Source organism: Hyalangium ruber (assembly GCF_034259325.1).
GTDB classification, from domain to species: Bacteria; Myxococcota; Myxococcia; order Myxococcales; family Myxococcaceae; genus Hyalangium_A; species Hyalangium_A rubrum.
Map to the genome: position 1 here is coordinate 30,247 of NZ_JAXIVS010000023.1, position 26,771 is coordinate 57,017.

The 26,771-nt window shown below is 69.6% G+C and carries 22 protein-coding genes; 8 read left to right on the forward strand and 14 right to left on the reverse strand.

The features are described 5' to 3' along the window. The first annotated feature begins 6 nt into the window (after positions 1-6). Both SYV04_RS40545 and SYV04_RS40550 read left to right on the forward strand, forming a co-directional pair. Complete coding sequence (locus tag SYV04_RS40545) at positions 7-1,764, forward strand: M14 family zinc carboxypeptidase (RefSeq protein WP_321551459.1); 1,758 nt, start codon at positions 7-9, stop codon at positions 1,762-1,764. Positions 1,765-1,873: 109 nt separating this feature from the next. Then, entirely contained in the window at positions 1,874-2,848 is a 975-nt protein-coding gene (locus SYV04_RS40550) for a TIGR02266 family protein (RefSeq protein ID WP_321551460.1), read from the forward strand. Here the strand turns inward: SYV04_RS40550 and SYV04_RS40555 are convergent. Both SYV04_RS40555 and SYV04_RS40560 read right to left on the reverse strand, forming a co-directional pair. Beyond that, positions 2,845-6,633 (reverse strand): AAA family ATPase, encoded by a 3,789-nt coding sequence (locus SYV04_RS40555; protein WP_321551461.1) that lies wholly within the window; start codon positions 6,631-6,633, stop codon positions 2,845-2,847. The two genes, SYV04_RS40550 and SYV04_RS40555, sit on opposite strands and share 4 nt — an antisense overlap. Next, the gene (locus SYV04_RS40560) at positions 6,630-7,871 is read right to left on the reverse strand and encodes an exonuclease SbcCD subunit D C-terminal domain-containing protein (protein ID WP_321551462.1); all 1,242 of its coding nucleotides are present in this window, start codon (positions 7,869-7,871) and stop codon (positions 6,630-6,632) included. Before SYV04_RS40560 ends, SYV04_RS40555 begins: the two co-directional genes overlap by 4 nt. 443 nt (positions 7,872-8,314) lie before the next feature. Here SYV04_RS40560 and SYV04_RS40565 point away from each other — a divergent pair, with 443 nt between their 5' ends. After that, positions 8,315-9,694 (forward strand): Tox-REase-5 domain-containing protein, encoded by a 1,380-nt coding sequence (locus SYV04_RS40565; RefSeq protein WP_321551463.1) that lies wholly within the window; start codon positions 8,315-8,317, stop codon positions 9,692-9,694. A 12-nt stretch (positions 9,695-9,706) separates the two neighbouring features. Next, the gene (locus tag SYV04_RS40570; protein ID WP_321551464.1) at positions 9,707-10,459 is read left to right on the forward strand and encodes an immunity 52 family protein; all 753 of its coding nucleotides are present in this window, start codon (positions 9,707-9,709) and stop codon (positions 10,457-10,459) included. Here SYV04_RS40570 and SYV04_RS40575 read toward each other — a convergent pair. From SYV04_RS40575 to SYV04_RS40605, 7 genes are all read right to left on the reverse strand, one after another. Further along, positions 10,434-11,558, reverse strand: a complete 1,125-nt coding sequence (locus tag SYV04_RS40575; protein ID WP_321551465.1) for a DNA alkylation repair protein — start codon at positions 11,556-11,558, stop codon at positions 10,434-10,436. The genes SYV04_RS40570 and SYV04_RS40575 overlap by 26 nt on opposite strands. A gap of 48 nt (positions 11,559-11,606) precedes the next feature. Beyond that, positions 11,607-13,235, reverse strand: coding sequence for an HAL/PAL/TAL family ammonia-lyase (locus SYV04_RS40580; protein WP_321551466.1), 1,629 nt, complete (start codon positions 13,233-13,235; stop codon positions 11,607-11,609). Between the two features lie 96 nt (positions 13,236-13,331). Further along, on the reverse strand, positions 13,332-14,111 hold the full coding sequence (locus SYV04_RS40585) for a PhzF family phenazine biosynthesis protein (protein WP_321551467.1): 780 nt from the start codon (positions 14,109-14,111) through the stop codon (positions 13,332-13,334). After that, positions 14,102-14,869 (reverse strand): lysophospholipid acyltransferase family protein, encoded by a 768-nt coding sequence (locus SYV04_RS40590; RefSeq protein WP_321551468.1) that lies wholly within the window; start codon positions 14,867-14,869, stop codon positions 14,102-14,104. The genes SYV04_RS40585 and SYV04_RS40590 overlap by 10 nt, the downstream gene beginning before the upstream one ends. 136 nt (positions 14,870-15,005) lie before the next feature. After that, positions 15,006-15,800 (reverse strand): SDR family oxidoreductase, encoded by a 795-nt coding sequence (locus tag SYV04_RS40595; protein ID WP_321551469.1) that lies wholly within the window; start codon positions 15,798-15,800, stop codon positions 15,006-15,008. A gap of 49 nt (positions 15,801-15,849) precedes the next feature. After that, entirely contained in the window at positions 15,850-16,455 is a 606-nt protein-coding gene (locus SYV04_RS40600) for a hypothetical protein (RefSeq protein WP_321551470.1), read from the reverse strand. Then, on the reverse strand, positions 16,452-16,763 hold the full coding sequence (locus tag SYV04_RS40605; RefSeq protein ID WP_321551471.1) for a hypothetical protein: 312 nt from the start codon (positions 16,761-16,763) through the stop codon (positions 16,452-16,454). Before SYV04_RS40605 ends, SYV04_RS40600 begins: the two co-directional genes overlap by 4 nt. Before the next feature lie 368 nt (positions 16,764-17,131). Between SYV04_RS40605 and SYV04_RS40610 the strand changes: the two genes are divergently transcribed. From SYV04_RS40610 to gndA, 4 genes are all read left to right on the forward strand, one after another. Next, a complete protein-coding gene (locus SYV04_RS40610) occupies positions 17,132-18,010 on the forward strand; it encodes an NmrA/HSCARG family protein (protein WP_321551472.1) in 879 nt (292 codons plus the stop codon). A 77-nt stretch (positions 18,011-18,087) separates the two neighbouring features. Beyond that, complete coding sequence (zwf, locus tag SYV04_RS40615; RefSeq protein ID WP_321551473.1) at positions 18,088-19,632, forward strand: glucose-6-phosphate dehydrogenase; 1,545 nt, start codon at positions 18,088-18,090, stop codon at positions 19,630-19,632. Next, positions 19,629-20,297: a 6-phosphogluconolactonase gene (gene pgl, locus SYV04_RS40620; protein WP_321551474.1), complete on the forward strand. Its 669-nt coding sequence runs from the start codon at positions 19,629-19,631 to the stop codon at positions 20,295-20,297. Before zwf ends, pgl begins: the two co-directional genes overlap by 4 nt. A 43-nt stretch (positions 20,298-20,340) precedes the next feature. Then, the gene (gene gndA / locus SYV04_RS40625; RefSeq protein WP_321551475.1) at positions 20,341-21,762 is read left to right on the forward strand and encodes an NADP-dependent phosphogluconate dehydrogenase; all 1,422 of its coding nucleotides are present in this window, start codon (positions 20,341-20,343) and stop codon (positions 21,760-21,762) included. Between the two features lie 12 nt (positions 21,763-21,774). On the opposite strand, the gene SYV04_RS40630 is transcribed toward gndA, so the two are convergent. From SYV04_RS40630 to SYV04_RS40650, 5 genes are all read right to left on the reverse strand, one after another. Further along, positions 21,775-22,848 (reverse strand): glycosyltransferase family 39 protein, encoded by a 1,074-nt coding sequence (locus SYV04_RS40630; RefSeq protein ID WP_321551476.1) that lies wholly within the window; start codon positions 22,846-22,848, stop codon positions 21,775-21,777. A gap of 38 nt (positions 22,849-22,886) precedes the next feature. Next, positions 22,887-23,414, reverse strand: a complete 528-nt coding sequence (locus tag SYV04_RS40635; protein ID WP_321551477.1) for a hypothetical protein — start codon at positions 23,412-23,414, stop codon at positions 22,887-22,889. 3 nt (positions 23,415-23,417) lie between these two features. Next, positions 23,418-24,134: a hypothetical protein gene (locus SYV04_RS40640; protein WP_321551478.1), complete on the reverse strand. Its 717-nt coding sequence runs from the start codon at positions 24,132-24,134 to the stop codon at positions 23,418-23,420. Further along, positions 24,134-24,991: a hypothetical protein gene (locus SYV04_RS40645; protein WP_321551479.1), complete on the reverse strand. Its 858-nt coding sequence runs from the start codon at positions 24,989-24,991 to the stop codon at positions 24,134-24,136. Before SYV04_RS40645 ends, SYV04_RS40640 begins: the two co-directional genes overlap by 1 nt. A gap of 78 nt (positions 24,992-25,069) precedes the next feature. After that, on the reverse strand, positions 25,070-26,707 hold the full coding sequence (locus tag SYV04_RS40650; RefSeq protein WP_321551480.1) for an acetate--CoA ligase: 1,638 nt from the start codon (positions 26,705-26,707) through the stop codon (positions 25,070-25,072). Positions 26,708-26,771: the final 64 nt, after the last annotated feature.

Genomic DNA, 26,771 nt, shown 5'->3' on the forward strand with positions numbered 1-26,771 from the left:
CCCCCCATGCTCCTGTCCACCCTCCTTGCCGTGGCGCTCGCGCAGGCACCGCTCACCACCACCGCCGAGCGCAGCAACTGGACGCGCACCGGCCGCTACCCCGAGGTGGAGGCCCTCTGCCGCGCCTTCCCCCAGGCCTTCCCAGGCAAGGTGCGCTGTGAGACGTACGGCACCACCCCCGAGGGCCGCCCGCTGCTGGCCTTCATCGCCAGCGCCGACGGCACCCTCACCCCCGCCGCCACCGCGAAGAAGGGCCGCTCCGTCGTCCTCTTCCAGGGCGGCATCCACGCCGGGGAGATCGACGGCAAGGACGCCGGCTTCTGGCTGCTGCGCGACATGCTCGCGGGCAAGGCGCTGCCCGGCGTGCTCAAGCAGGTGACGGTCGTCTTCGTCCCCGTCGTCAACGTGGATGGCCACGAGCGCTTCGGCCCCAACAACCGCCCCAATCAGGTGGGCCCCGAAGAGATGGGCTGGCGCGTCACCGCCCAAAACCTCAACCTCAACCGCGACTACACCAAGGCGGACGCGCCCGAGATGGTGGCCCTGCTCAAGCTGCTCCACACGTGGGACCCGCTCGTCTACCTGGACCTGCACGTCACCGACGGCGCCAAGTTCGAGCCGGATGTCTCCGTCTCCCTCGAGCCGTACAAGGGCGGCCCCGAGTCCCTGCGCGCGCTGGGCGCGAAGCTGAGCGCGGAGCTCGTCACGGGGCTGGAGGCCCAGGGTCACCTGCCTCTCGTCTTCTACCCCTCCTTCATCCAGGACGACGACCCGGCCTCGGGCTTCCGCTATGGCATCTCTCCCCCGCGCTTCAGCCACGTCTACTGGGCGGTGAACCGCCGCTTCGGCGTGCTGGTGGAGACGCACTCGTGGAAGAACTACGCGCACCGGGTGAAGACCACGCGCGACGTGCTGGAGGGCACGCTGCGGCTGGTGGCGCGGGACGGCGCCGCCCTGCGGACCGCCGTGAAGGCGGTGGACGCGGAGGCCGAGGCCGGCAAGGTGCGCGAGGTGGTGCTCACCTGGGAGAGCACCGACAAGAGCCGGCAGATCGACTTTCGCGGCTACGCCTATACCCACGAGACCTCCCCCATCTCCAACCAGCGGGTGGTGCGCTACGACGACACGAAGCCGCAGGTGTGGAAGGTGCCCTACTTCGATGAAGTGCGTCCCGCCCACACCGCCCCGCTGCCCCAGGGCGGCTACCTGGTGCCCCCGGCCCACGCCGCGTGGGTGGCCGAGAAGCTGCGCACCCACGGCCTGCGCTTCCAGCGCCTGGAGAAGGAGGTCCCTTCCGCCGAGGTGGAGGTGTTCCGCGCCACCGACGCGAAGCTCCGGCCGCAGTCCTATGAGAACCGCCAGCCCTTGAGCGTGCAGGGCACGTGGAAGAAGGAGCCGCGCGCCCTGCCGGCCGGAACACTCTACGTGCCGGTGGCTCAACCCGGAGTGGAGGTCCTCGCCCACCTGCTGGAGCCCCTGGGCCCGGAGTCGCTGCTGGCCTGGGGCTTCTTCAACGCGCACTTCGAGCAGAAGGAGTACATCGAGGAGTACGTGCTGGAGCCGTTCGCCCGGGAGCTGATCCAGAAGGACGCCGCCGTGAAGGCCGCCTGGGAGCAGCGCCTGAAGGACCCCGCCTTCGCGGCCGACCCCCGCGCCCGCTACCGCTTCTTCTACGAGCGCCACCCCACCTATGACGAGCGCTTCAACCTCTACCCCGTCTTCCGCGCGGACTCTCCCCCCGCGGGCCTGCGCCCGGCCCGCTGATCGGGTACGCCCCTCGCCGAGGCCGTGCTACAGCCCTGCAGGGAGGGGTCTAGCGCCCACTCCCTGACGGGTTGGGAGAACTTTCGCATCCTAGATGTGGAGGCCGGGAATGACTCGGGTATGTTCCCGGGACGTGCCTACCTTCAGTCTCGCAGCGTTGTGGAATGCCTCCGCCATCCCGGGCCACGTGGCGGGTATCGTGGAGGCCATCGATGAGCTGCTGCCCTCCACGCAGCCCGTCGAGATCGTCGTCGCGCTGCGGGAAAACGAGGCCAACCTCGAGCTCAAGCTGGAGATGTCCACCTTCCCCCGCATGGAGATGGACCGCTTCGCCTGGGAAATCAAGGCGAGCAAGGGCACCCTGGTGGAGCTGTGGCGCCTGCCCAAGGCCGAGCGGGATGCCTTCCGCGCCGCCGCCTTCACGGGCGGCAACATCATCACCACGACGAACTACTGGGAGGCGGCCAGCTCCCTCAAGGAGCACCTGGAGGCCATCACCGCGCGTGGGCTGAAGCCGATCCTGCCTCCGACGGGCCTTCCGCCTCCGAACGCGGCCGCCGTCTGGGCGGGCCAGGCTCCGGCTGCCGCGGCGGGTGGCGCTCAGGCCGCGGCGGGTGGCGATGAGCCCCTGGGGACCGATGTCGTCGATGAGCCCCTGGTCGGCGTGGAAGAGGCGGAGGAGGAAGCCGAGCCCATCGAGCCGCTCGAGACGGTGGAGCCGGAGGAGGAGGTCGAGGAGGCGCAGGAAGAGCTGCAGCCTCCCGCGGGGCCGGAGAACCGCCGCGCCCGGCGCTTCCCGGTCCAACTGGAGATGGAGTTCCGCACGGAGCTGGACTTCGTGCGCGAGCACGCCACGAACATCTCCAACGGCGGCCTCTTCGTGCGCACGGCCCACCGGCCGCCCATCGACACCATCGTGAAGGTGGACCTGCGACTGCCCAATGGCGAGCGGCTCCAGGGCGAGGCCCTGGTGGTCCACGTGGTGGACGACCCGTACAAGGGCGGCGTGGGGCTCGCGTTCCTCAGCGATGACCCCACCTTCGCGGAAACGCTGGACCGGTACCTGGCGAGCCTCGCCGGCTAGGCCACCTTCTTTCCCCGTCCCGGGGCGGGCGGCTCGGGCACGAGGGCGAGGCTGCCCTCGGCCTCCACGACGAGGCGGCTGCGCCCCCCACCCTGCTTCACCACGCGCACCTGCACGCCGATGCGCTCGGCCAGCCCGGACACGTGGGAGATGATGCCCACCTGCCGCCCCGTGGCCTGGAGGGCATCGAGCGTGGCCAGCGCCACCTCCAGCGTCTCCGGGTCCAGGGTGCCGAAGCCCTCGTCAATGAAGAGCGTCTCCACCTGCGTCGTCTCCGAGGAGAGCGAGGCCAGCCCCAGGGCCAGGGCCAGCGAGACGAGGAACGACTCGCCGCCGGAGAGGCTCGCCAGGCCGCGAATCTCATCGCCCATGTCCTGATCCACCACCTGCAGGTCCAGGTCATGCCCCGGCACGCGCATCAGCCGGTAGCGGCGGGCGAGCTCCTGCAGGTGGGTGTTGGCGTGCAGCAGTAGCGCGTCCAGGGTGAGGCTCTGGGCGAACACCTTGAACTTCTTGCCGTCCGCCGAGCCGATGAGTTCCTGCAACGTCTTCCAGACCTCGGCCGCTCGGCGGCGCTCCTCCAGTGCCTGGGCTTCCGCGCCGTGACGCCTGCGGGCGTCGTCGTCCTGGTCGAGCCGGGCCTTGCAGCGAGCGGCGGCGGTGCGGCGGGTCTCCACCTCCACCCGCGCGCGCTCGCAGGCGGCCGCCACCTCGGGCTCGGGCAGGCTGGGCGGCCCCGAAGCCTCGTGCCGCGCGCGGGAGGCTCGGCGCTCCTCGAGCACCGCCCCCGCCTTGGCCTGCGCCTCGCGCAGCACCGCCAGCGCCCGGGCCTCGTCCTCGCACCAGGCGGCGCCTCGCGCGAGCAGGGCCTTCACATCTTCCCGCGTCACGGCCTGCTGCTTCAGCAGCGCCTCGAGCGTGCTCTGGGCCTGCTCCAGCGCCTCGGCGGCTGCGTTGCGCGCCTTGGCGGCCTCCTCGGCTCGCGCGGTGGACATCGCGGCGGCCTGGCCCGCGGACTCCGCCGCTTTCCGTGCCAGCTCATGTGCCTGGGTGGCCGTGTCCACGGCCGCGTGCAGCGACGCGCGGACCTCCTCGGTGGGCCGGCCCGCCAGCACCTTCCCGCGCGCGGCCTGCGTGGCCTGGAGCGCCTCGTTCGCCCGGGTCCAGACGCGGGCGTGCTCTTCGGCCGTCTCACGCAGGGTCTCCGCCTTGGCCTCGGCCGCCGCCCGGCCCTGCCGCGCCTCGGCCTCACGCGCCTGAGCGGCCCGCAGCTCCTCTTGATGGCCGTTCCAGCCGGATACCTGCTCCGCACACTGCTTGCGGAAGCGGGCCGGCTCCGCCACGAGCCGCGCCTCCCAGTCGCTCCAGCCCGTGAAGGCCGGTGCCAGCTCCGTAAGCCCCTGGCGCCGTGCCGCCCCGGCCTGCTCGGCCTCGTGCTCGGCCTGCCGCAGCGCCCGCTCGGCCTCGGCCAGCGCATCCTCGGCCCGCCGCTGCGCCTCCACGGCCGACTCCAGCCGCGCGCGCCAGGTCTCCAGCGCGGCGCGGGCCTCCTTCGCCTTGCGGGCTCGGGCCTCCGCGGCCTCCTCCTCGGCCCGTACCGCGACGAGCCGCTCCTGGGCTTCCTTCAGGGCTTCCTGGAGCCACGCCTGGGCTTTCGCGTCTTCTGGCTCCTCGGGCGGCAGTGGCTGCTCGAGGAGCGAACGCGCCTTCTGCCACGCCTGACGGTGGGCTGTGAGACGCATCGCCGCCTCGGCTCGCCGGGCCTCCGCCTTGGCCTGCCGGGGACGGGCCGCCTTCTCTCGGGCACTGGCCGCCGCCTCCGTCCTCGTTGCCTCCGTCTTCTCCGCCTCCAGCGCCTTCACACGCGCGGTGGCTTCGACAACGAGCCCGTCGAGCGCAGCCTCGGCGCTGCCGTAGGGGTGCTCCTTCGCACCGCACAGCGGACAGGGCTCTCCCTGCTGCAGCGCGGCCCGGTAGGAGGAAAGCCCCTGGGCTGCCTGGGCCCGCGCCAGCGCCCGCCCGGCCTCCTTCAGCTCCGCATTCAATTCCACGAGCCGAGCCGCCGTGCCCCGGGCCTCGGATCCCGCAGCCTCCGCCTCGCTCAGCGCGGCCTCCGCCTCCGCGCGCACATCTCGCTCCGTGGTCGCTTCCGCGACCGCGCCTTCCCGCGCCGTCCCCAGTGTCCGCAGCGCTTCCTGCCGCGCCAATAGGGACTCACGCTGCGCCCGTCGCGCGGCGCCCGAGTCCTCTCCCACCGCCGCCTCGGCGTGCGTGGCCGTGGCCTGCGCCATCTCCGTGGAATCGGCGGCGGACTGTCGCTCCTGGCGCCGCAGCTCCGCCGCCGCGCGCAGCTTCTCCTTCTCTCCGCCCAGCCGCGTGGCCTGCGCCCGCGCTTGCTGCTCTGCCTGAACCGAGCGCTCATGGCGGATGAGCTCCGCCTCCCAGCGCGGCCACTCACGTGCGAGCGGCTCCAGATGCGCATGCCCGGCCAGCCACGCCTGGGCTCCTTCCGCCGCCGTGCGCGCCGCCGCCTCTTGCGCGGTGATGCCCGCCAGCACCGTACGCTGCTGCTTCTCGGCCGCGCGAGAAGCCTCCGCCCGCTGCGAGGTCTCCAGCGCTTCACGGCGCTCCACGACCAACTGCGCATCCAAGCGCGCTGCCTCGGCCAGCGCCGGAGCCGCCGTCTCCTCCGCCGCCACCGCCACCGCGCGCGCCTTCTCCGCCCGCGCCAGCTCGGCCTTGCGCGCACCCGCCGTCGCGAGCGCCGCTTCCGCTTCGGAGGCACGCAGCACCTGGGCCGCCGAAGCCTCCGTCAGCCCGCGCTCCGCCTTCTCCACCGCGACCACTGGCGCGCGGAAGGCCTCCGCCGCGCGCACCCGGGAGAGGAACACCTCGCGAGGCGCCGCTGCCTCCACCGCCTCCGCCGCCCGGGCCTGGGCCACCGAGGCTTCCCGCTCCCCTTCCACCAGCTTGGCCCGCCCCGAGTACCACTCCGCCGCCGCCACGGCCGCCGCCAGCACACCTTCCGCCGTGACGCGCGCCGTCTCCTCCGAGGCCAGCGTACCTTCCGCCGCCACTCGCTCCTCGTCCGTCAGCCGGGAGATGGCGGCCAGTCCGGCCTCCCTCCGTCCCAGCTCGGTCTGCTCCGCCTTGTGGCGCTCGTACGCGGCGATGGAGAGCTGGCTGTACACCTCCGTGCCCGTCATGCGCTCCAGCAGCTCCGCGCGCTCACTTGCGTTGGCTCGGAGGAAGGCGGCGAAGTCGCCCTGCGCCAGCAGCGCCGAGCGACGGAACTGGTCGAAGGACAGCCCCAGCTTCTGCTCGATGGCCTTGAGCACCTCGGACTTGGTGCGCCCGAACGCCTGCCCCGCCTCCACGTCCGTGAGGGAGAGCTCCTGGGGCTGGAAGCGGCCCTCGGCCTTGTTGCGCGCCCGCCGCACGAGCCACCGGGCGCGGTAGCGCCGGCCGTCCTTGCCCAGGAAGTCCACCTCGGCGAAGCCCTCGGCGGCACCACGGCGCAGCACCCCGCGCACGTCATGGGACAGCAGCGGATCCTCTTCCTCCACCCCGGGGCGCACCACCGGCACACCCCCGCGCCCCTCCAGCCGAGGGGTACGGTCGAAGAGGGCCAGACACATGGCATCGAGCAGCGTGCTCTTGCCCGAGCCGGTGGCCCCGGTGATGGCGAACAGGCCCAGCTTGTCGAGCGGCGCCTGATCCAACTCCAGCGCGAAGTCTCCGGAGAGGCTCGTCAGGTTGCGCCCACGGATGGCGAGGATCTTCATGACGCGTCCTCCTGGACCTGGGTGAGCAGGGTGTGGAAAGCCTCGAGCAACGGAAGGGCCATGGGCTCCTGGTAGTCACGGGCGTAGCGGGCCTTGAAGACGTCCTCGGGAGTGCGCTCGCGCAGGGAGAGGCTCGGCTGGGCCTCGGCCAGCGCCAGGCCCGTGCCGGTGTACGCGGGCGAGAGCTTCACCAGCCGCACATCCTTGCTCTCCAGGGCCGCCTCCACCTTGCGCCGCAGCGCGGGCTCGGGCCGAGGCAGCGACACGCATACCTCCAGATAGGGCCGCGCCCGCTCGGGAGCCTCGGGGTCCACCTCCGGCAGGGCCTCGAGCTTGACGAGCACCTCCTCCAGGGGAAGGGCGTCCCGTTCGGGTACGCGCAGCATGTCCACGGTGCGAGGCACGGACAGCGGCCTCACCGAGCTCAGCGCCTCCCCGTCCAACTCCACGAGCAACACCTGATGGTGGTAGTGCCTCTCGCTCAGGGAGAGCGGCAGGGGCGAGCCGCTGTAGCGCACGCCCTCGCGCCCGCCCACGCGCTGCGCCTTGTGCAGGTGTCCCAGGGCCGCATACGCCACATCCTCGGGGAAGAGGTCCACCGGAAGCGCGTGCTGGTTGCCGCCAAGAATCTTCCGCTCGCTGAGCTGGGACAGCTCGGTGCCCACCATGTAGCAGTGGCCCATGGCGACCAGGGCCTGCCCGGGCTGCCGGCGCCGGCGAGCAGCCTCCAACGTCAGGCCATAGACCTCGCGCACGCCATCGACGAGCCGGTCTCCCTCGGTGGGCACCAGGGGCAGGTCCGCGGGGCGAAGGTAGGGCACGGCGGCCACCCACGCTCTCACCTTCCCGCGCGCGTCGTGCAGCGGAACCAGCAGACGCTCGAAGTCGAGCGCGCCACGGGTTCGAGGCACCCCGCCCACCACGCGCACGCCAAGGGCGGAGAAGAGCGGGTCCGGGGCATCCAGCCGAGCGGCGGAGTCGTGGTTGCCGCCGATGACGACGACGTCCAGCTTGGGCAGCTTGCGCCGGGCGCGGGCGATGAACTGGTACCAGGCGGCCTGGGCCTCGGCGCTGGGATTGGAGGTGTCGAAGATGTCCCCGGCGATGAGGAGCGCATCCACGCCCTGGGCCTCCAGGGTCTCCAGGAGCCAGTCCAGGAAGGCGGCGTGCTCCGCCTCCCGCGAGACGTCATAGAGCGTATGCCCCAGGTGCCAGTCCGACGTGTGCAGCAGACGCATCCGGTACCACCCCTCCTCGGCCGCGCGCGCAGCCTCCAACACTCCACGTACCCGGTCCAAGCACCAGGCGGGGGCTCGCTTACACCCTCGGTCTGACATGCGCGATTCAGCGTGGAATTTCGGGCACTTGCGCAGGTAACCCACCCTCGCAGGTGGAGCGAGGCGATCCCACATGCCGCGATGGGCAGGCAGGCGTGGGCGGCAGGCAGAATGGCGACCCTGCGCCGTGCCCATCATCTTCGACGCGTTCCCGAGAGATGCCTATGCCTTCCCGCCATGCTCCTCAGGGCTTCCCAGGCTGGCGCTCCCTGGCGGCAGTGCTGGCACTGAGCCTGAGTTCTTGCGCATCCACATCCGGGAAGCTCCCGCGGCGCACTTCCCAGCTGCAGCAGAGCCGACGCATCCACACCGCGCCCCCGCTCGGCGCCTCCTCCCGCGGAGAGGTGGGCCGCATTGATGGCGCCCTGGTCGATGTCGACTACTTCGCGGGACTGCTGGTGCGCTCAGGCGTTGCCCCATCTGCCCTGCCTCAGAACAGGCGCCAGCTCACCCCGGACGAGGCGGTGCGCCTGCTCAACCTCGTGCTGGCCGCGAAGGTGCCCCTGAACGACTTCGGCCCCTGGCGCATGGCCGCGCACCTGCTGCTGGAGGTGGCTCAGGGAGAGGCGCCAATCCGAAGCCAGGTGCTGCACGAGCGCATGCGCCGCTTCGTTCCTCTGTTGGTGCTACGACCCGATGGCTATCTGGTGCGCGCGACCACGGGCAGAGCCGTCCAACACGTCGGGGACGTGCAGTTCGCGCGCGAAGCACTTCGCGCGGAGGGCTTCGAGGTCGGTCCCTTCTACCTGCCTCGGGGGCGCTTCCTCTATCCCGTGGACAGCACACTGGACATCCACCCGGATGCGGCCGTTGCCGGCGTCTATGTTCCGGATGAGGACACGTTGGGCCCGATGTTGGAAGGTGCCAACTCCGCGGTGGCCGACACCATCGGCGGCATCGTCGCGCTGGTGCTCCACCCGCTCGACAGCCTGGAGGGGCTGTCCCGACTGCCTGCCACCGTCCGTGCCCTGCTGGAGAATGCTCCGGCCCACTACGCGCACTTCCGCGCCGTGACGCACGGTGAGCGGGTTCGCCTCGTCTCGCGCATCGTCACGAACCTCGTGCTGATCGGCGTGACAGCGGGAGCGGGCAGCACGCGGCTGGCGTCCGTCGGCAGCACGCTGGGGAGCCTCCGAGTGCCAGTCCTGTCCCTGTCCGCGCAGGGTGCGTTGACGCTCGAAAGGGTGGCGCTCCCCGCCAGCAGCACCGTGACGGCGATCAGCGCGGCGCCAGGTGCCCTCTACATCCTCCACATGACCCAGCATGGGGCGGGCGGTGGCGGAGATGGAGGAGCCCCACGCGATTCATCCTGGAAGCCTCCGCCTGGAGGTCCTGGCAGGTGGATACCCAAGAACGAGGGCATGTCTCCACGCTCACGCAAGTACCAGTCTCAGATAACAGATGCACCCGAGGGCTGGGTCTACCGGGTCGAGCGCGGCGGAGAGAAGTTCGACTTCGACGGGCACAAGGACGGCTTCCTGGTGGACGCCAAAGGCCCGGGTTATGACAACAAGTTCCTGGACACCCTGGAGCCCGCGTATTGGTTCCGGGAGACAGGTGCCAGGGAGATGGTTGAAAACGCCCAGCGACAACTCCGGGTTGCCAATGGCGTGCCCATCCGCTGGTACGTCGCGGAGGCCAAGGCGGCACGGGCCATCCGCAGGCTCCTAGGCGACGCCTTGCATGAAGCCATTGAGATCATCCACGCGCCACCCATGCGCTGAGGAGCGGCGGAATTGAACGAGACCTACTATGCGGGAGCCTATTGGGGCCCGCGCCAGGAGAACGCCGAAGCATGTGCGCGGCGCGCGCAGCGCTTCTTCCAGGCTCTCGCACGGCATGACGCCTTCTTCGCTCGATGGTTCCTTCCTCCCAGGTCCCGAGGGCAGGTTCCCCGTCCCCTCGAAACAGACCTCCCCACCCTTCAAGAAACGTTCGAGCAGAACAGGATCCGAAACGACACGGGTGGCGTCATCCAGGACCTGGGCTTCCAGGTCACCGCGGACAATGGCATGCAACCCGGGAAGCAGCAGCGCGACCATGCGTATCTGCGCTTCTTGTGCGGCGCATACATCGATCCCGTAGGCAATTCGTGCGTCCTCAACCTGCCTGCCACGGGCCCTCTTGTGGACCGGGTATTGACCGGGCCGGTGCTGGGAGAAGTCCTGCGCGCCATGGCTCTCGGCTGGGAGCCCGACTGGGCCATCGCCACCTCCCATGAGCACCGAGAGCAGACGGCACAGCGCGCGAGCGCGGGCACTTTCGTCGGCTGGGTGATGTACTTCTCCCAGCGTCGCGGCCCCGTGCCGCCTCTCCCCTCCCCCGTGCGCGTCGAGCCCGTGGAGGGCCTGGGCACCCTGGTCACTCTCACTCCCGAGCGATTCACCGTCTCCAGCCCTTCCCACGTGGAGCTGGCCGCTCACGTTCATCAGGCCCTGGAGCGCGCCGGCCTGCTGGTGCCCGTCACCCCTCGCGGGAAGCCAGGGTGACGGTAAAGGCACCCACGGAGGCGGCGAGCCCGTTGACGAGCGCCTCCACGCGGTGTGTCCCCGGGTAGTGCTGGCGCGTGGTCAGGTCCGCCAGCGACACGGTCTTCTGGAGCGTCGTCACAGCTCCCGGTGCCAGCTCCACCGCGCCCCCCTTGAAGACCTTGGGGCGAGGAGTACCCCGAGCCTTGATGAAGTGAACGACCAGGTCCACCATGGCCTTCTGGCGCTTCGAGGAGCGGTTGGCCACGTGCAGCGTCACCTGCACGGACTGCCCGATGCTCACGCGCTTGGGCTTGAAGGTGGCCGTGACGTCCAGCGTGGCGGAGCCCTCGAAGCCCAGCAGCGCGAGGGCACGCCGATCCCCTCGCTTCACCGCGGAGCGGAGCGCATGGCGGATGATCCACCCCCGCGCTGCGGGCGCGTCCCGGCTCCAGCGCTCGCAGGTGGCGACGAGCAGGTCCGGGTGGTCCTTGCCAATGTCATTCAGGTTGTTGGCGACGGAGCGCTGGACGTAGCTCTCCGGGTCATCCTTGAGCAGCTCGAGCAACTCCAGCACAGGTGCCGGGTCCCGCTGGTAGGCGCGGAGCCGGGGAGCCCAGGGCAACCGAGGCCGCGTGCCCTCGGAGACCAGTCGGCGAACATGGACGCTGGGGTCTCTGGCCCACTGGCGCAGGCGCGCAAGGGTCTCGCGTGGGTAGCGCTCCAGATAAGGGCGGATGGAGAACTCCGCGGTGAAGCGCTGGGTGAGCTCGTACTGCAGGCGCATGGCGGGCTCGAAGTGCCCCAGCCCATGCTCAGCGACATAGAGGACGTGGGGCAGGTAGAGGAACACGGACATGCCATGGCCCTCGGTCTGCTCCAGCCCTGGCCCGAGCGAGCCCACGAGGATGTTCGCGGCGTGCTCGAAGTCGGTGGGCAGGGCGCGGTGCAGGGCACTTTTGATGTGGCGCGCACGGTCCATGAGTTCCAGCGAGCCAAGGCCCTCGGAGGCCTCCGCCACGAAGCGACGCTCGGGGAAGGCGGACCAGGCGGTGCGCAGCATGGCGGCGATACGGCGTACCGCGCCCTCATCGAAGAACGTCTTGAGTGCTTCGGCCATGGCCGCGCATGTTAGCGACGAATCGCCTCGCGGCGACTGCCAGTTGCGTCACGGCGTCTCGCGCTCGCCGAGCACGACCTTGGCCTCCAGGAAGGCCCGCGCCTCGCGCCCCATCACCCACTGGCGCACCTCGGCGATGAGCTCGTTGAGCGGTACGTCGTCCCGGTACGGCTCGCGGAGCACCGGCATCCGTGCGTGGAACTCGCGCACCACGGGGCTCAAGCGCTCGGCGTCTCCCGGGGGCAACAGGTGCGAGGCCTGCCGGCAGGCCGCCACCGCCACCGCGAGAATGGTCCCCACGTTCTCCACCAACTGGCGCGAGCGCCGCGCCGCCGTCAGCCCCATGCTCACCACGTCCTGGTTCTGCCCATTGGAGGAGATGGACTTGATGGACGATGGCGCCGCCAGGTTCTGGTTCTCCGAGGCGATGCTGACCGCCAGGTACTGCCCGCCCTGGAAGCCCAGGCCCAGCCCCGTGTTCCTGTACGCCAGGAACGCCGGCAGCGCGCCATTGAGGTGCGGATCCACGAGCCGGTTGAGCTGCCGCTCGGCCAGCACGCCCACCTCCGTGAGCGCGATATTGAGGTAATCGCACGCCATGGCGACGTACTGGCCGTGGAAGTTGGCCCCGTGGAAGCTCGTCTCCGGCGTGTCGAAGATGAGCGGGTTGTCGTTGACGGAGCTGGCCTCCTCCTCGACGGCGCGCCGGCAGAAGTCCAGCGTCTCCACCACCATGCCCAGCACCTGGGGCACCGCGCGCAGCGAGTAGGCGTTCTGCAGGTACATCTTCGTGTCCACCACTCCAGCGCCCGCTGGAGCCTGGGCGCGCATGGCCTCCATCAGCGCCTCGTGCCCTCGCGCCAGGGAACCTCCCGCCAGGAGCTCCCGCATCGCCCGCGCCACCGACACCTGCCCCGCGTGGTTCTTCAGCGCGTTGCCTCGGTGCTCGAAGGGCTGGGTGGAGCCTCCGAGGCACTGCACCACGTCGGCGGACACCAACAGCGCCAGCCGCAGCAGGTGGTAGCTGTCCACGAGCGCCAGCGCCGCCACCGCCGTCATCGGCGCCGTGCCGTTGATCAGCGCCAGCCCCTCTTTGAAGCCGGGGACGAGCGGCCGCAGCCCATGCTCCTCCAGCACCACGGCCGCCTTGCGCCGCCTGCCCTCGTAGCGCACCTCGCCCTCGCCGATGAGCGCCAGCGCCATCTGCGCCAGCGGCCCCAGGTCACCGCTGGCTCCCAGGGAGCCCTGCTGGGGGATGATCGGATGGATGCGCCGGTTGATCAGCTCCTCAAGCAGGTGAGCCCCCTCGATGCTGACACCGGAGTAACCCTGGGCCAGGCAGTTGAGCCGTACCGCCATCACCGCCCGCACCACCTCGTCCGGGAACGGCTCGCCCCAGCCCGCCGCGTGTGAGCGCAGCAGGTTGTACTGCAACTGAGAGCCATGCTCGGGAGGAATGGCGACGCGGATCATCTCCCCGAAGCCGGTGTTGACGCCGTAGATAGGCTCCTGGCGCAGCCCCCACTCCTGCACCCGCGCATGGGTGGCCTCGATGGCCCGCTCGCACTCCGGCGCGAGCTCCACGCCCACGCCGTCCACCGCCACGCGCCAGATGTCGAAGATCGACAAGCGCTCCCCGTCGACCACCTGCCGGGCCGAAGCCCCTGCCTCGCTCATCCCCCACCCCTACCGCAGGCGCGGCTCCGAGCGGAGCCACCGCCGAGGGGAATGTTCCGCTGTTGAGCACTCAGCAGAGCGCCTTGGGGAACCCGCTCAAACGGTGATGTGCCCTGAGAGGTAGAGCACGGCCTGTCCGGCGATATGCACCCGCTCGCCGAGGTCCTCGCACCGCAGCTCCCCGCCGCGCGCGGAGACCTGGCGGGCCCGCAGGCGCGACTTGCCCAGCCGCTTTGCCCAGTAGGGCACCAGCGAGCAGTGCGCCGAGCCCGTCACCGGATCCTCCGGCACGCCCGCGCGAGGGGCGAAGAAGCGCGAGACGAAGTCCACGTCCGTACCGGGCGCCGTCACCGCCACCGCGAACGTGTTCAGCGCGGAGAGCTTCGCCATGTCCGGGCGCAGCGCGCGCACCTCGGCCTCGGAGTCGAACACCGCCACCCAGTCCCGCGCGGCGAGCAGCTCGCGCGGAGCGGCCCCCAGCGCCTCGGCGAGCGCGGAGGACATCGCCAGGGGCTTGGGAGGCCGGGAGGGGAAGTCCAGCACCAGCCAATCCCCGTCCCGCGTCACCACCAGCGGCCCGGAGCGCGAGGCGAACTCCACCCGCTCCAGGCCCGGCTGCACGTGCTGGAAGAGGACGAAGGCCGCCCCCAGCGTGGCGTGGCCGCACAGGTCCACCTCCTGCGCGGGAGTGAACCAGCGCAGGTGCCAGCCGGCCGGCTCCTTCACGAAGAACGCGGTCTCCGAGAGGTTGTTCTCCAGGGCGATGGCCTGGAGCGTGGCGTCCGGAAGCCACGACTCCAGCGGAACGACAGCGGCGGGATTGCCCCCGAAGACGCGGGAACTGAAGGCATCCACCTGGAAGAGGCTCAGGCGCACTCGGACTTCCTTTCGTCGGTGCTCGCCTGGGGCAGCGGGGGCAAGCCGAGCGCCTCGAAATAGAGGGCGCGAACGCGCTCGGCAAGCGCCACGTCGTCACTTCCGAGCGACTCCACCGGCAGCGGCGGCAGCACGCGCACGCGCACCGAGGCGCGCGGCCCCATCCATGGCCCGTCTCCAGCGACGACGTCGGTGGTGCCCTCCAGCAGCACGGGCACCACGGGCACCTGCTCCTCGATGGCGAGGCGGAAGGCGCCGCGCTTGAAGGGCATTGGCTGGCGGGTGGGGGCGTAGGTGCCCTCGGGGTAGATGAGCACCGGTACCCCGCGTCGCAGCCACCCTCGGCAGTCGGCCAGCATCTGGTCCATGGCGTGGGCGTGCCCGCGCACCACGGGCACGTACTCCATGAGCCGCATCAGCCACCCCACCATGGGCACGTTGAAGAGGGAGGCCTTGGCGACGAACTTGAACGGATGGAACAGGCCCATGGCGCACAGGATGTCCGCCGCGGACTGGTGGTTGGAGACGATGATGACCGGCCCCGGGGGCAGCCGCTCACGGCCCTCCACGCGCACCCGCCAGCCGGGCATGGCCCGGAGGTAGAGGTAGTGGCACCAGCGGGAGACGAAGGCGTGCAGCAGGGCCCGGTTCCGGTCGAACGGCAGGGAGACGAGCCACAGCGACGCTCCGAGCACCACGCACACCGGCGCGGTGACCAGGAACACGAACCAGAACCAGCATGTGACGAGGTACTTCATAGGAAGGCGCCGGACAGCGGGGACGAGGTGAGCCTCGCACTCTCGAGAACCAACCAGGAAGTGCCCCCAGGTCGGTCCTTGTGAGCCGCCCCGCTGCTCCCCCGCTCCTGCTCCGAGCGAGGAGGCAAGCCGAGGCTCACCGGGTCGGCTGGGTGAGGTTGGCGGCGAAGTTCATCGCGTAGTTCACCTCCAGACCACCGTCGACGACGATGGTCTGCCCGTTGATATAGGAGGAGGCCTCGGAGCACAGCCACTCGATGGGGCGTGCAATCTCATCCGCGCTGGCGATGTGGCCCACGGGGACGTTGTCCTTCACGCGGGCCTCCAGGGCGTTCCAGGCCTCGCCCATGTAGAAGCGGCTGGAGTCGGTGTCGATGTAGCCCGGGTTCACGGCGTTGACGCGGATGCCAGAGCCGGTGAGCTCGGCGGCGAAGTACTTCACCAGCACCTCCATGGAGCCCTTCATGGCGCCGAGGAAGCCATGGAAGGGCAGCGGCATGCGCGAGTCCATGCCGGAGACGGCGACGATACGGCCCTTGCGGCCCTCCATGAGGGGCACGGCGCGCTGCACGCCGAGCACGAAGCTCTTCACGGTGACGTTGAACGTCTTGTCCATCTGGTGGAGCTTCATCTGCATCAGCGGCACGAAGGCGGTGGAGGCCGCGTTGGCGACGAAGGCATCCAGCCGGCCGAACTCCTGCTGGATGGTGTCGAACACCCCATTGAGGCTGGCCGGCTCGAGCTGGTCGGCGACCACGGTGCGGCAGCGCCGCCCGAGCGCTTCCACCTCCTGAGTGAGCGAGGCGGCGGACTCCTCGTCACGCCGGTAGGTGGAGACAATGTCATAGCCCGCCTTGGCGAGCCGCAAGGAGACGCAGCGGCCCACGCCGCGCGAGCCACCGGTGATGAGAGCCACGGGAGAGGAAGTCATGGCCCCAGGAAATACCACCTTCTGGGCCCGCCCGGAGCAGGAGCGTCGCTCAGGGCAGATTCTCCAGGCGGTCCGAGAGCAAGGCGGTGAGCAGCGTGGGCTGAGCCCTCTTGAGGTAGCCCACGCGAAGTTCTGGCAAAGCCACCTCCGCCAGCGGGAGGGGAAAAGGCCTGTATCCGAGGACGCGCTCGATGAGGAGTGCGAGCGTGCCCGCGAGAGGACGCACTTCGCTTGGAGGCTCCAGGAAGAGCTGCGCGGGCGTGGAGCGCTGGCGAAACCAGATGGCCTGGGTCGTCACATAGACACGGTACACAGGCGCCAACACACTGACGGCAGCAACGACCCGGGTCACGCGTTGGCCGCCATCGGCTTGCGATTCTTTCCGGTAGAGGCAGCAGCGAAGGCAGGCCGCCATCCTCGGCTGGGTGACATCTCCCGCTTCATCACCGGGAAACGCCTCATGGACCGCATCCAGCAGGCTGTCCCAATCCTTCCAGGCCAGTGCCTGCTCCCAGGCCGCGAGCCACCGCCCATACTCGGCGGTACGCTGATAGGGGTGAAGGGGCTGCTCGGGAGTGTCTGTCTCCACGGGGAAGCCCACGGGGTAATAGTGGTGTGCGACCCGGATGAGCTCCTCCCGAGTGAAGTCACTCATGGCGCAACACCACGCGGGAGATCGAAGTACACCGTCTCCACGCCCTGCGTGACGCATTCCGAGACGCGCGCCCCTTGGATTTGCTCACCCAGCACTCGCTCGTACTCCTCCTTGAAGGCAAGGCACAGCACCGCCAACATCTCCCCAGCGTGCGCCTTGGATAGAACCGTATGCGCGGAGCGGTTGGCCCGATACGCCGCGACCCGTTGCGCATCTTCCAAGGGAATGTCTCCCTGCTGCTGATTGCGTACCGGCAACCCCACCTCGAACTTACAAACGGTCGTGGCGCCGGAGTCCCCTTGGGTCATACGGGCGTGGATGCAGACAGCCCTCCACCCGCTCGGCGCCCTACGTGATACCGCGGTCACCGTCGTGAATTTGAAGTGCTGAGGGGTAATGCGCCCCGTCACGGTGTTGGGGCCGTGAGCGCATCCGCCCAGAACTCCGGCGACCAGAACTCCAGCGGCGACCCGTCGAAGGCACGAGGTGCTGATGAGAGGTGGCCGCATGCATCTCCTCGAAGGACCGAGCATACCGCAGGCTCTACTCATCCTGGGCCTCCACTCTCTCAAAACGAGAATCACCGAAATGTGACGGCACGACAAATCAAGGCCTTGGAAGCTGGCACTGCCCTTGCTCCAGGTGAGATACGTCCCCTCACTTCCAGGAGAATCCCATGTCCCAGTCCCTGACCGTCCTCGTCACCGGTGCCACGGGCCAGCAGGGCGGCTCGGTCGCCCGCGCGCTGCTCAAGAAGGGCCACAAGGTGCGCGCCCTCACCCGCAAGCCGGACTCCAAGGGGGCCCTGGCCCTGCAGAAACTCGGCGCGGAGCTGGCCGTGGGCGACTTCGATGACCGCGACTCGCTGGCGCGCGCGATGAGCGGCGTGGACGCCGTCTACATCATGGGCACCCCCTTCGAGGCGGGCGAGAGCACCGAGACGCGCCAGGGCATCACCGCCGTGGACGCCGCCAAGGCCGCGGGCGTGAAGCACATCGTCTACAGCTCGGTGGGAGGAGCCGACCGCAACACCGGCATCCCCCACTTCGACAGCAAGTTCGCCGTCGAGCAGCACCTGGCCAAGGCGGGGGTCCCCTACACCATCGTCGCGCCCGCCTTCTTCCAGGACAACCTCCTCAGCCCCATGTTCGTCGGCGGCATGAAGGCCCAGGGTGTCGTCGCCATGGCCCTCTCGGCGAAGCGCCCGCTGCAGCAGATCTCCGTGGAGGAGATCGGCGCCTTCGGAGCGCTGGTGCTGGAGCAGCGCGAGAAGTTCCAGGGCAGGCGCGTGGACATCGCCTCCAACGAGCTGACCGGGGAGCAGCTCGCCGCCACCTTCTCGCGCGTCTCCGGCAAGCCGCTGCGCTACATGGAGGTGCCCATCGAGCAGGTGCGTGCGCGCAGCGAGGACCTGGCCCGCATGTTCGAGTGGTTCGAAAAGGTGGGCTACAGCGCCGACATCGCCGCCCTGCGCCGAGACCACCCCGAGGTGGGCTGGCGCTCCTTCGAGGACTGGGCACAAGCCCAGGACTGGAAGGCACTGCTCGGCGCGTGAGTCCGGCCGGCAAAGCCCAGGACAAAGCTTTATAAGGTGTAGCCGCACAACTACCGCCGTCTTCGGAGGGAGCCAGCATGGAAGCGCAGGGTCTCCACATCGAAACCACCCCGCGCGAGGGCGAGCCGATCGTCTCCGCGGGCCGGCCGGACCCGTGCATCGTGGTGCTCTTCGGCGCCACGGGAGACCTGGCCCAGCGCAAGCTCTTCCCCGCGCTCTTCGAGCTGCAGCGCTCGGGGCTCTTGCCCGAGCACTTCGGGCTGGTGGCCTTCAGCCGCTCGGCGCAGGACGACGACGCCTTCCGCGCGCAGGTGAAGGAGGGCCTCCAGCGCTTCGCCCGTACGCAGCCGTTGGACGAAGCCGCCTGGGAGCACTTCGCCTCGCGGCTGGAGTGCATCTCCGGCGGGTATGACGACCCGGCCGCCTTCGCGCGGCTGCGCGAGCGGCTGGAGGCCACGGAGAAGCGCCAGGGCACAGGGGGCAACCAGCTCTACTACCTGGCCACGCCCGCCTCCACCTTCCCCACGCTGCTCAAGGGCCTGGCGGGAGCGGGGCTGCTGCCGCGCGAGGAGCAGCCCGGCCAGAAGCCCTGGCGGCGACTCGTCATCGAGAAGCCCTTCGGCAGGGACCTGGAGACAGCGCGCGAGCTCAACCGCAACCTGGCCTCCGTGCTGGACGAGCGGCAGATCTTCCGAATCGACCACTATCTGGGCAAGGAGACGGTGCAGAACCTGCTGGTGTTCCGGTTCGCCAACACCATCTTCGAGCCGCTGTGGAACCGCAACTACGTGGACCACGTGGAGATTACGGCGGCGGAGACGCTCGGCATGGAGGGCGGGCGCGGGCGCTTCTATGACGAGACGGGCGTCATCCGCGACATGGTGCAGAACCACCTGTTGCAGGTGCTGGCGCTGTGCGCGATGGAGCCGCCCACCTCGTTCGGGGCGGAGGACATCCGCGACGAGAAGAACAAGGTGTTCCGCGCGCTGCGCTCGGTGGAGGGCGGCGAGGTGGGCAGCCACGTGGTGGTGGGCCAGTACCAGGGCTTCCGAGAGGAGCAGGGCGTGGCGAAGGACTCGCGCACGCCCACCTACGTGGCGATGCGGATGAACGTGGACAACTGGCGCTGGAAGGGCGTGCCCTTCTACCTGCGCGCGGGAAAGAAGCTGTCCAAGCGGGTGACGGAGGTGTCCATCCACTTCAAGCCGGTGCCCATCAGCCTGTTCTCCACGAGCGACGCCTGCCAGCGGCTGGAGCCCAACGTGCTGCGGCTGCGCATCCAGCCGCAGGAGGGCATCGCGCTCTCGTTCGAGTCCAAGGTGCCGGGAGAGGACGTGAGCATCGCCGGCGTCACCATGGACTTCGCCTACGCGGAGAGCTTCCGCAAGCCGGTACCGGAGGCCTACGAGCGGCTGCTGCTGGACTGCATGCGCGGCAACGCCACCCTGTTCGCGCGCAAGGACAGCGTGGAGCAGGCGTGGGCGTACGTGACGCCCATCCTCCAGGCGCTGGAGTCGGGAGTGGGAGGGCCCATCCACACGTACGCGCCAGGCAGCGCGGGGCCGGATGCGGCGGCGGCGATGCTCTCGAAAGAGGGGCGGCGCTGGACGGTGCTCAAGTGAGCCGGCCCGCCCCCATCGTCGTGGAGGCGGAGGCGCTGGTTCCGCGCGCGGCGGAGTGGCTCACCGAGGCGCTCACCCGGGCACTCGCGGGCGGCGGCCGGTGCAGCATCGCGCTCTCGGGAGGGAAGACAACGGGCCCCATCTACCGCCAGCTCGCGGGCAAGGACCTGCCGTGGGAGCGAGTGGACTTCTACTTCGCGGACGAGCGCTGCGTGCCGCCGGACCATCCGGAGAGCAACTACCTGCTCGCGGAGGAGACGCTGCTGCGCCCGCTGGGCATCAAGCGTGAGCAGGTCCACCGCATGGAGGGGGAGCGCGAGGACCGGGACGCGGCCGCGCGGGACTACGAGGCCTTGCTGCCCCCGGTGCTGGACGTGGTGGTGCTGGGCATGGGCGAGGACGGTCACACAGCCTCGCTGTTTCCGGGCGGCTCGGAATTGCAGGAGAAGGAGCGGCGGGTGCTGGCGGTGGTGGGCCCCAAGCCACCACCGTGGCGGCTGACGTTGACCCTGCCGGTGCTGTCCGGAGCGAGGCAGGCGCTGTTCGTGGTGTCCGGCGCGGGCAAGCGGGACGCGGTGCGGCGGGTGCTGGCGGGAGAGGACCTCCCGTCGGCGCGGATCGCGCAGGCCGTGTGGATCATGGATCGGGCGGCGGCGGGGCAATGAGTTGAAGGCGCCGAGCGAGTCGCGGCGCCACGAGGAGAGCCAGATGACCTCAGCAGCGAAGTTCCAGTTCGGAGTGGCTGGCATGGGCGTGATGGGCGCCAGCCTCGCGCTCAACATCGCCGACCGCGGCTTCAAGGTGGCGGCGTGGGACCGGCACCCGGAGAAGATTGACGAGATCCACGCGAAGCACGGGCACCCGGAGATGAAGGGTACGGGCTCGCTGGAGGAATTCGTCGGCATGCTCGAGCGCCCGCGCCGCATCCTGCTGATGGTGACGGCGGGCGCGGCGGTGGACCAGATGATGGACCGGCTGACACCGCTGCTCTCCCCGGGAGACGTGGTGATCGACGGGGGCAACTCCTGGTTCCAGGACACCCAGCGCCGCGAGAAGGCCTACCGGGAGAAGGGCCTGCACTTCATCGGCATGGGCGTCTCCGGAGGCGAGGAGGGCGCACGCCACGGTCCCTCGCTGATGCCCGGAGGCCCCGCCGAGGCCTACGCCCTGCTGCGCCCCGTGCTGGAGGCGATCGCCGCTCGCGCGGAGTCCGGCCTGTGTGTCACCCACGTGGGTCCGGATGGCGCGGGCCACTTCGTGAAGATGGTCCACAACGGCATCGAGTACGCGGACATGCAGCTGCTGGCGGAGACGTACGACGTGCTGCGCCGGGGCCTGGGTCTGTCTGCGGACGCGCTAGCGGACACCTTCACGAAGTGGAACGAGGGCATCGCCGAGTCCTTCCTGCTGGAGACTACCCTCAAGGTGCTGCGCAAGAAGGATGCGGAGACGGGCAAGCCGCTGGTGGACCTGGTGTTGGACAAGGCGGGCCAGAAGGGCACCGGCAAGTGGACGGTGCAGGTGTCGCTGGACCTGGGCATCCCCGTGCCCTCCATCGCCTCGGCGCTGGATGCGCGCAACCTCTCGGCGATGAAGGACGAGCGCGTGGCCGCGAGCGCGAAGCTCCCCGCGCCGCCCCTCACGCTCACGGCCGAGGAGAAGGCGAACCTCATCTCCTGGGCGCACGACGCGCTCTACGCCGCGCGGGTCGTCACCTATGCGCAGGGCATGCGCCTCATCCAGGCGGCCTCGAAGGAGTACCACTGGAACGTGTCGCTGGCGGAGATGGCCCGCATCTGGCGTGGCGGCTGCATCATCCGCGCGAAGCTGCTCACCCCGCTGCGAGAGGCCTTCACCCAGCAGCCGGACTTGCCCAACCTCATCGTCTCGGAGGCCTTCGCGCCGGTGCTGACGAAGATGGCGCCAGCGTGGCGGCAGCTGGTGGGCACGGCGACGCGGCTGGGCATCCCCGTGCCGGTGTTCTCCTCGAGCCTGGCGTACTTCGACAGCTACCGCAGCGCCGAGCTGCCGCAGAACCTCACCCAGGCCCAGCGCGACGCCTTCGGCGCCCACACCTACCAGCGCCGGGACAAGCCCGAGGCGGGCTTCGTCCACTCCGACTGGAGCTGATCCCCGCCGCCCTCAGTTGATGGGGTACGAGTGGGTAAACAGGAAGAGGAACAGGCCCTGGAGCATGGCGAACGCCGTAATCACCGGCGTGCGGAAGTCAGGGTACTTCTCCAGCAGGTACGCCATCGGCAGGAACGCGGGCCAGCAGGCCTGCGTGTAGCGCCCCAGCCCCAGCAGGCCGATGCACCAGAGGGCGATCATCAGCCCCACGCCAAACCCCGCCAGCCCCCACCACTGGCGCCGGGACAGCAGCGCCAGCGCGCCCACGCCCGGGATGGCCGAGAGCACCACATACGCGTGGATCTGCGGCTCCCACCGCGAGGTATCCGAGAAATACTGCCCCAGCCCATACCAGGCGCCCTCGCCCCACCCTTCGGAGCGCGCGTGCAGGAACGCGAGCGGATCGCCAAAGCGATACGCGAGGAAGACGCTGTAGGTACCGGCCACCACGAAGGGCAGCACCAGCCCCAGGAAAGCGGGGTGGAACACGAAGCGCAGCGGCTTGCGTCCCCGCTCCAGCAACTGCATGACGAGCAGCGACAGCCCGGCGACGACGGTCAGGTGCCGGCCGAGGATTCCCACGCCCAGCACCACCCCAGCCCACAGATGCCGCCCGCGCAGGGCCAGGTAAATGGCCGTCACGCTGGTGAGGAACATCAGGGACTCGGGGTAGCCCGTCGCGTGGAAGAAGCTGAACGGCCACGCGGCGAGCAGGGCCACGCCGGTGCGGGCCACCGACTCCCCCTCCAGCGCCTCGAACAGCCGGTAGGTGACCACGAGCCCCGCCGCGCCAAACAGGTTGGCCCACAGCACCAGCGCATAGGGCAGCGGCATCCCCGTGAGCTGATGCAGCCAGCGGCCCAGCAGGGGGAACAGCGGGAAGAAGTTGGACCAGAGTGGGTCCTGGTAGCCGAGCTGGGCGATGCGGACGAACCAGCCACAGTCCCACCAGCACAGGGAGTCCACGCCCGGATGATCCAGGATGGCCGCGCCCCGGTGCAGCCGGGGGTCGATCCTCAGCCCCCAATGCGAGAGCAGAACAATGGCCACCCGGCTCATCGCGAACACGGCGAGCGGGAAGCGCATCCACCGATACTTCTCCATCCAGGGAGCGTTCACGTGCGCTAGGCCGCCGCGATGGCCAGCTTCGAGGTGAGCGCCGCGGTGAAGGCCGTGGCGCGCAGCAGCACCTCGACGCCCTTGAGCACCCGCTGCAGGTTCTGCCGGGCCGCGATGTCCTTGGCCGCCTCGGCGAGGATGGTCTTGAGTTCGTCTTTGTTGTCGTCCAGGAGCTGCTCGATGCGCAGGACGCTCGCCGCCTTGTAGGTGCCCAGCACCGCCAGACACCGGGTGATGTGCCGCTGCGCCGACAGCCGCTCCTGAAAGTCCGGGCTGGTGCTGTTGATGATCTCCAACAGCTCCAGGTCCGCCTCCAGCTGGGCGATCTTCCGCTGCCGCTCGGCTTCGGTGAGCTCCGTCTTGCGCACGATGTCCTGGACGGCGAGGAGCGCCGCCTCCACCTCCTTCACCCTCTCCTCGGCGCGCGTCCCCGCCTCGCCCCGGTCGTGGATGTCCTGCAGCTCCTTCTTGGAGACGCCGAGCTTCTGGACCAACCCCTTGAGCTCCGTGGCTACCGCCTTGTAGTCCGCCATGGCCTATTTCTCCTTGAGCGAGTTGAGCCTGGGCCAGAACTCGATGAACTTATCGAGCCCCTCGTCCACCTGATCCAGCCGCTTCTGCGCCTGCTGGCCCACCTCGGTCAGCACGGGCATGAGCGCGTTCTGCTGATCCGTCTGTTGGACCTCCTGGTTGAAGGCGACGAGCTGCCGGCCCGCCTCCGCCAGGGAGTCCGCGAACTGCTGGGGTGGCGACTGGTTCAGGTACTGGTGGAGCGCCTTCTCCGTCTCGACCACCTGCCGGGTGTGCGAGACCACCTCGCCATAGAGCTGCGAGAGCTGCTTGCGCTGCGCGTCCGCGGTGGCGAGCGCCGCCGAGACACGCTCGTTCTCCGCGTCCACCGCCTCCACCAGGTGGTAGAGGATGACCTTGTTGCGCGTCACCTGGATGAACTCGGCCGAGTCGCCCTTGGGAGCGGTCAGCATCTCGCGCAGCGAGTAGATCCTCCGAGCGTTGGCGATCCGGCTCTCGAACGAGGCGATCTCCCGGAGGGCCTGCGCGTCCACCCGGGCCGCGTCCGCCAACAACCCATCGATGGGCTGCTGGCTGGCCTCCAGCTCCTTCGCCAGGGCCTCGAAGTATTGCTTCTCGATGTCCTCCAGCTTGCGGATCCCCCTGCCGCCCACGCACCCGGAGAGGAGCGCCGCGACAAGCACCAGACTCCACCCTGCTCCATGGCCAGTTCGCGTGCGCATCACTTCGCCTCCTCCTTCGAACCCTTCGCCAGGTCGCGCAGGCTCGGGAACTCGTCCGGGCTCACCGCCGCGCCCGCCGCCGCGGCCTTGGCGATCGCCGCACCATCGATGGTCGCATCCGTGCCGAGGTACTCGTCGATGACGCCGTGGAAGGAGCGCATGACACCGAGCTGGGCCTCGAGGTGCGCCAGCTTGGTATCCAGCGTCGCGGCCTGCTGCTTCAGCCCCGCCGCCGCCTGCACATGGGTCAGCTCCTCATCCGTGAGCGCCAGTTGCCGCTCCAGACCGCGCAGGGCCTGGGTCTGCAGCCGCACCCGTTGCTCCTTCGCCGCGCGCGCGCCCTCCCCCTCCGCTTCCTGGGCTTGGAGCCTGACCAGCGCCGCCTGGAGCTTCTCGACCTGCGCCCCTAGCGTGACGCGCTTCTCGGCGAGCGTCACCCCCTCGAGCTTCATCCACCAGTCGAAGTTGTCTCCCCAGAAGCGATAGCCGGACGCGATGCCGTTGCCGAGCGCCAGGAAGTCATTGGCGGTGGAGTCCGGCACGCCCTGCGAGAGCTTGGGCGCGCTGTTGAACCGGATGCCCAGGGACTGGCCGTATGTCAGCGTGGAGAACTGGTCCTGAGCGATCTGATCCAGGTCCCTGCCCATCATCTGGGAGATGTACGCCTGACGCTGCCGCTCCGCGAGCTTGACGTAGTAGTCGGCGAGCGTGGCGCGGTAGCCCTGAACGGAGCTCCTCAGGGTCTCGAGGTTCTGCCCGTGAAGCCTCGAGGCCTCCTTCGTGGCCGCGGGTGTCGCACAGCCACTGACCAGCGCGAGCGCCACCAGCCAGCAGCAACTCCAAGTCAACCGGTTCATATGCCCCTCGGCGCCACGCATCGGCGCAGTCATCATGAAAGGAGGGGCACGCCAGCCAAGTCAACGACAGAACCGCGCTCAGGCGGGCTTGAGCGCGCCTCGCAGCTCCGCGCGGCGGATCTTTCCGCTCACCGTCTTTGGAAGCTCGGTGACGAATTCGATCTCCCGCGGGTACTTGTACGGGGCGGTGATGCGCTTGACGTGCTCCTGTAGCTCCATGGCGAGCTCGGGCGAGGGGGTGTGCCCGGGCGCCAGCACCACGAACGCCTTGATGCGCTGGCCGATGCGCTCGTCCGCCACGCCAATGACCGCCGACTCGGCCACCGCCGCGTGCTCCAGCAGCGCCGACTCCACCTCGAAGGGCCCCACCCGGTAGCCCGAGGTCTTGATGACGTCATCGGCCCGCCCCACGAACCACAGGTAGCCGTCCGCGTCCTGCACCGCGCGGTCCCCCGTCACGTACCAGTCCCCCCGGCGGCAGGCCTGGTTGGCCGCCTCGTCCCCCAGGTAGCCCTGGAACAACCCCACGGGCCGCTCCGGCGCCACCCGCACGGCGATGTCTCCCTCTTGCCCCGTGGGTACCTCCTGGCCGTGCTCGTCGATGACCGCCACCGTGAAGCCCGGGGAGGGCTTGCCCATCGAGCCCACGCGAGGCTCCAGCGAAGGGAACATCCCCACCACCATCACGGTCTCCGTCTGCCCGTAGCCCTCACGGATGTGCAACCCGGTGGCCTTCTTCCAGGAGTCGATGACCTCCGGGTTGAGCGGCTCCCCCGCGCTCACCGCATGGCGGATGGAGGACAGATCGAACTGAGACAGGTCCTGCAGCACGAGGGCCCGCCACGCCGTGGGCGGCGCGCAGAAGGTCGTCACCTTCTGTCGCTCCAGCATCTTGAGCACCTTGGCCGCGTCGAAGCGCCCCCGGAAGTCGTAGACGACGTTGCACGCGCCCTGGCTCCAAGGGCCGAAGAGCTTGCCCCAGGCGCACTTGGCCCAGCCCGTATCCGAGAGCGTGAGGTGTCGATCCTCCGGCGTCAGGTCCAGCCAGTAGCGCCCGGTAATCTGGTGCCCCAGGCCATAGCTGGCCTGGGTATGGAGCACCATCTTCGGCATGCCCGTGGTGCCGGAGGTGAAGTAGATGAGCATCGGATCCTCCGCCCGCGTGGGCCCGAAGCTCGAGCCGTGCGCACCCGTGCCCGAACCCGGTTCGTAGCGCACCCACGGCGCGGGTGCCTCGCCCACGGCCACCCAGTTCTCTACCCTCCCGTTGCCCACCAACCCCTCGAAGCGGTCCAGGCAGCTCGCCTCGCTGATGACCGCCTGCGCATCCGAGGCCGAGAGCCGGTAGCGGATGTCCTTGGGCGTGAGCATGGGCGTGCCAGGCATGAAGACGATGCCAGCGCGGATGCAGCCGAGCACCACGAACCACCACTCCGGCACCCGGGGCATGAGGATGAAAACCCGGTCTCCCCGCCGAATGCCGAGGCTCGAGAGGAACTGCGCCGCGTGCAGCGAGCGCTGCTTCAGCTCCGCGAAGGTGAAGCGCCGCTCCCGCCCCGCTTCGTCGGACCACAGCAACGCCAGCGACTCCGGACGCTCGGCGGCGTACCGGTCGATGACGTCGGTGGTGAAGTTGAAGTGCTCGGGCCGCTCCCACTGAAAGGACCGGCGGACGGCCTCATAGTCGCTCATGTTGCGCGGGGACGCAGGAGACATGGCCACACTCCGTCAAGAGATGCGCCGAGCATGGCATGGGCCTTGGATGAGTGGCGGCGCTATC